The sequence below is a fragment of the Lacticaseibacillus jixiensis genome, from assembly GCF_042847315.1.
GTDB classification, from domain to species: Bacteria; Bacillota; Bacilli; order Lactobacillales; family Lactobacillaceae; genus Lacticaseibacillus; species Lacticaseibacillus jixiensis.
Window position 1 is genome coordinate 1 of the sequence record NZ_BAAFPR010000058.1, and the last position, 5532, is coordinate 5532.

3 protein-coding genes and 1 pseudogene are annotated in these 5532 nt (G+C 48.0%); 3 read left to right on the top strand and 1 reads right to left on the bottom strand.

Annotation, left to right across the window (positions count from 1 at the left end; all coding sequences use genetic code 11):
- Window positions 1-214 precede the first annotated feature (214 nt).
- Both ACGG90_RS15195 and ACGG90_RS15200 read left to right on the top strand, forming a co-directional pair.
- Window positions 215-772, top strand: coding sequence for a TetR/AcrR family transcriptional regulator (locus ACGG90_RS15195; RefSeq protein WP_390410681.1), 558 nt, complete (start codon window positions 215-217; stop codon window positions 770-772).
- The gene (locus ACGG90_RS15200; protein ID WP_390410683.1) at window positions 772-3690 is read left to right on the top strand and encodes a YhgE/Pip family protein; all 2919 of its coding nucleotides are present in this window, start codon (window positions 772-774) and stop codon (window positions 3688-3690) included. The genes ACGG90_RS15195 and ACGG90_RS15200 overlap by 1 nt, the downstream gene beginning before the upstream one ends.
- Before the next feature lie 65 nt (window positions 3691-3755).
- Here ACGG90_RS15200 and ACGG90_RS15205 read toward each other — a convergent pair whose 3' ends face one another.
- Window positions 3756-4634: an IS3 family transposase gene (locus ACGG90_RS15205; protein WP_390410685.1), complete on the bottom strand. Its 879-nt coding sequence runs from the start codon at window positions 4632-4634 to the stop codon at window positions 3756-3758.
- 64 nt (window positions 4635-4698) lie between these two features.
- Between ACGG90_RS15205 and ACGG90_RS15210 the strand changes: the two are divergent.
- Window positions 4699-5211 (top strand): annotated as a pseudogene (locus ACGG90_RS15210) (transposase); the annotation flags it as partial.
- Window positions 5212-5532: the final 321 nt, after the last annotated feature.

Below are 5532 nucleotides of genomic sequence, written 5' to 3' on the forward strand. Positions count from 1 at the left end.
GACGAAGCCCATCAGTTGGCGACCTGAACTGAATAACTGAATAGGTCGTGCGTCGAGCCGAAAACTAGGTCGGTCTGTTCGTGGTGCATCGATCACCAACTTCTCCGCTCAGTCAGTATTCGCAACGATCCAAACGTTGCTTTCAGACCGGCCAGATGCGATTTCATGTCCCCAATACCGAGGTGAATAATCCAGGATTAAAAAGGAGGTCCCCATGGTCAAACATCGCGTGTTGGATCAGCAAAAAGTCCTCGCGACTGCAGGCGTTATGGCTAGCGAGTCAGGCGTCGCCAACTTAAATTTTAAAGCAATGGCCGCGCGCTTGGACATTCGCTCGCAATCACTTTACAACTATTATCCTAATATCGAAGCCGTGATCGAAGCTTTAGGCGCTGATTTTCTCGATCAGCTCGATACAAAGCTCATACATGGTTTAGTCGGGTGGTCAGGCGTGGACAGTTTGAAGCGTTTTGCCGAAATCAGTCACGATTATTTTGATTCGACGGGCAATCGGGTACAGTTGATCTATTATGTGCACCGCTACGCTGAAACCAGCCCGTTCGTGCAAGCGATGCAAGCCGTCATCGATTTGCTCAAGCGCTTAGTCGCCGGCGTTTCCTTGCATCACATGTCCCAAGAAGCTTACGTCCAAGGGTTCATCTCCAGTGTTTTGGGCTTTACGGTGCTGGAGATCATGAATTATCTGCCTGCCGAATACCGCGACGTGAACTATCACCAAATGCTGCAACTTTATTTAGACGAGGTTCAATAATGATTAAAGACGAATTCAAATTTATCCGCCGCAACAAGCTCATTATGTTGTCGGTGATCGTGATTATGTTCATCCCCTTTTTATACGCGATCTTCTTCTTGAAGTCCGTGTGGGATCCTTATGGTGACACGCAATCTTTGCCAGTCGCAGTCGTCAACAATGACGTGCCTGTCGATTACCAAGGCAAAACGTTAGATGTCGGCGCCCAAACCGTCAAAAAGCTCAAACACAACGACCAACTCGGCTGGCAATTTGTCTCAGCTGCAAAAGCCGCCGACGGTTTGAAGCATGACAAGTACTACACCGTCGTCACCATCCCCAAGAACTTTTCCAAGCATGCCGCGACTGTTTTAGATGCGCATCCGAAGAAAATGCAACTGAAATACACCACCAACGACTCCTTGAACTATTTGTCGCAAGTGATTTCTGGCATCGGTGTGGACAAACTGGACAAACAGATCCGCGCTAACGTCACCAATGCTTACGCCAGCGCCGTGTTCGATCAAATCAAAACGGTTGGCAAAGGTTTCTCTAAAGCAGCCAGTGGCGCCACGCAATTATCTGATGGCACAGCCACTTTAGACGATGGCGTTTCCCAATACACGGTCGGCGTTTCTAAAGTCAACAAAGGGGTCCAAACTTTAAAAGTCAGCGTCAAGCCGTTGACCTCCGGCGTGCAACAACTTGCAGATGGCGGCAATCAGCTTAAAGCTGGCGTTGGCCCTTTGACTTCAGGTGTGCAACAACTCGCCAATGGTGGTAATCGACTCAAAGCCGGCGTCGGACCTTTAACCTCAGGTGTTAAACAACTCGCTAATGGTGGTAATCGACTCAAAGCTGGCGTTAAACCATTAACTTCTGGCGTCCAACGACTCACCGACGGCAGCCAACAATTACAAGCTGGCGTTGAACCATTAGCCTCTGGCGCTTCACAATTAGTTAACGGTGCCGTCGACTTGAAGACTGGTACGGCCAAACTCAATGAAAAAGTTTCCCCATTAGCCGCAGGCGTCAGTCAATTAAGTGAAGGTGCTGATACCCTCAACACTGGTATTCAAAAATACACCAGCGGGACGAGCGATTTAGTTTCAGGTGTTAAGCAATTGCAAACTGCCAACAATACTGGCGATGCCAAAACGAGAACACCGGCAATCACCGATAGTATTTCTAAGTTAGCGCAAGGTAGTGATACCTTGAACCAAGGCGCTGGTGCTTACGTTGCTGGCGTCAACAAATCCTTCAACACGATTCGCGGCGGGATTTCCCAGATCCAAGCTGGCGTGAAGACTAACACTCAACAAGCGAGCGCCACTAGCAAAAAGATTACTGCAGATATCACGCAACTGACCATTTTAGCCAAAACCAAATATGGTCAAGATGCCCAGCTCAATCAAGCGATTGCGGATTTAACCAGTCAACTCAAAACCTTGTCAACGCAACAAGCCAACAGCACCGCAACCTTGAATGCCGGTTTGCAAGCGATGGCTGCTGGCTTATCCACGCAAAATGCCGATTACAACAAGTTAACTGCTGGTGCTGATCAATTGACCGCAGGCGCCAAGTCCTTAGCCACTGGCGCAACGGCTTTGAACAAAGGCTATCAAACCTTCACGGCTGGTTTAAAAAATGCTGTTGCTGGTGGTGATCAACTATTGGCTAACAATGATGCTTTAACCAGTGGTGCCGCTCAACTCAACGGCGGCTTAGCCAAAATCAATCAACAGATCCCAGCTCTGACGTCTGGCGTTTCTAAATTAGACACTGGTGCCGGCAAACTCCAAGGCGGCCTCACCGAACTCAACGGTAAAGTCCCCGCCTTAACCAGTGGCGTCAACCAATTGGCTGATGGCCTCAATACTTTAAACGGTAAAACCCCGGCTTTAGCTAGCGGTGTCAACCGATTAGCGAACGGCTTAACTACTTTAAACGGTAAAACGCCAGCCTTGGCCAGTGGTGTCAACCAACTCTCATCTGGCCTCAATACCTTGAATGGCAAAACCCCGGCTTTAGCAAGTGGCGTCAACCAGCTTGCATCTGGCCTCAATACGTTAAATGGCAAAACCCCGGCTTTAGCTAGCGGCGTCAACCAGTTAGCTGATGGGACTAGCCAATTAGATGACAAGTCCAAACAATTAACGGATGGCACTGGTCAACTCAAAGATGGTTCCAAGACCTTGGCCACGAGCTTATCTGCTGGTGCCAAGCAAGTCAACGGCATTAAGTTGACCAATGAAACCGCCAAAATGTTTGCCGCACCAACTCACACCACGCAAAAACATTATAGCTATGTCTCAAACTATGGGCATGCGTTAGCGCCTTATGTTTTATCCTTAGCGTTGTATGTTGGGGCGTTGGTCTTCAACTTCGCTTATCCGATTCGCAAAGTCTCCCACAAAGACGGCACGCCGACGCAATGGTTCGCGTCTAAAGTCGTTCTCGGCGGCTTAGTGGCGATCGGCATGGCGGTCATCGAAGCCAGCTTGATAATCCTCGGTGGTTTAACCGTTGATCACGTCGGGTTGTTCTATGCCTTAGCGATCATCTTCTCGATCACGTCGATGTATTTTGTCATGATGCTGTCGATGGCCTTTGATAACCCTGGGCGTTTCGTGGCGATGATCATGTTGATGCTGCAACTTGGCGGTGCTGGTGGGACCTTCCCATTGGAAATCACCAACAGCTTCTACAATGCGATCCATCCGTTCTTGCCGATGAGCTACTCGGTATTAGGTTTCCGTCAAGCCATCACCAGCGGGATCTACTCCGGCTCTGTGGCCAACTGCTTTGCCTTTTTAATCGGCTTTGCGATTTTAAGTCTGCTCTTATTATGGGTCGCAATGCAGATCTTGCAAAAACGCCATTTAATGGGCATCTCCCAACTCGACGATAACCAAAAGCTCCAAGACGTCGAAAAATAAGCAGAAAAAAAGCGTGTTGCTGGCGCTGGTCCGCGTCAAGTAGACAGTTCAAATAATTAAAGTTTCTATGCAATTTCTTTTACGGCATGATTCCGGTATTCCATTGGAGTCATGCCGTTTAGTGTTTCTTGGCGTCGTTCATCGTTGTACCAATTGATTGCTGCTTCAATATTCTTCATCATCTCTATTTCAGATAAGGCATATTCAAAGGCGAAACGTTCGACCTTTAAATGACTCCACAAGCTTTCCATCGGACTGTTGTCGCCAGGCGTACCTGGCCGCGACATGCTGTGGTCAATCCCTTCACCGGCAAGATAAGTGTTATACACACCAGATGTATAGCTTGATCCTTGATCGCTATGTAGAATCTCCGGCTTAGCGCCATTATTGTTCTTAACTGCCACCTTAATCGTGTCCGTTACCAGCTTAGCGGTTTCTGTAGGGGCGACAAACCAAGCGATTACGCTATGATCGTAAAGGTCTTTCACTGCGCTGAGGCGTAACTTCTGCTTGTTGTCTTTGCCATAAGTTAACTCTGAACAATCCGTTACCCAAACCTTGTTTGGGGCAATTGGGTGGAAAGCGTGGCCAACGTCTGCTGTGTATAATTTGTTGGTTAAGAGAAACTCTTTCTTTTCTGCCTTGCGATCGTGCTTAGCCACGCGAATAGAGGCCTGAATATGTCCTTGGCGCATGATGCGGCGGACACGTCCATGACTAACGTGATAAGGCGTTTCAGCGTTGATGTAGGTCATAAGTCGCTTGACGCCAAAGATGTAATGATTCTTTTCTTCCAGCTCAATGATGTACGCAAGAATGGCTTGATTCTCTAGCTCGTGGGCAGTCACCTTACGATGTGTCCACTTATAATAAGCAGAGCGTGAGATCTCAAGAATTCGACACGCATCACTGATCCCATACGGCTTTCCGGAATCGGGATTCACTTCTTGTGCGAGTTGTTTGATTGCTTGAGGTGAATAATCCAGGTTAAAAGAGAAGTTCTTCTACATTGGTCTGGTTACTGATGATGGTTTGAGTACCATGGCAGTCGAACGACTTCACGGTGTCAAACACAGCCAGGTTCAGCAATGGATAGAACGCTATGAAGCCGATGGTGTGGATGGACTCAAAGTGCGACGGACGCAGCGCGCTTACTCACAAAAATTGAAGCTTGAGGTTGTCCAGAAATATTTGGCAGGTAACACTTCTTATCCGCAGCTTGCCAAGGAATATGGTATCCCCAATGCCGCAGTGATCTATCAATGGGTTTCCCTGTATACTAGTGGTAAATTACCTCAAGCCACTAGGAGGGCAACACCAATGAAAGATGGACGCAAGACATCACAAACCGAGAGAATCGAGATCGCGCAATGGACGATCGCCAATGAACATAACTATATCGAAGCGATGAAGCACTTCAATGTTTCATATGGTCAAGTTTATGCGTGGGTCAAGAAATTCAAACAAGGAGGCGAATCTGCCCTCGCAGACCGTCGTGGTAAAGCTAAAGAGGATAATGGACCTGGATTATTCATAGAATTTCAAAAAAGCAGCGCAATCCCATGATTCACACGGGACTGCGCTGCTTTGGTGTTTCACCCATTGGGTGCGCCTATATGCTAAGGTTAAGTCGACAAAAACCATCACGAAAGCGAGGCTTCACACCATCTCAACTTTAACCAGCTTATCCCTGCAATGCAATACCAATGTGACTGTGACCGCCGACGGCGGTCAACTTTCAAATGACGCCGGGCTCGTTTTGTTCCAAGAGTTTCTTCATCGTATCAACTTTAGGCAACTTGCCAATCAGTGCCTCAAGTTACCAGACCAACGACGATTCTG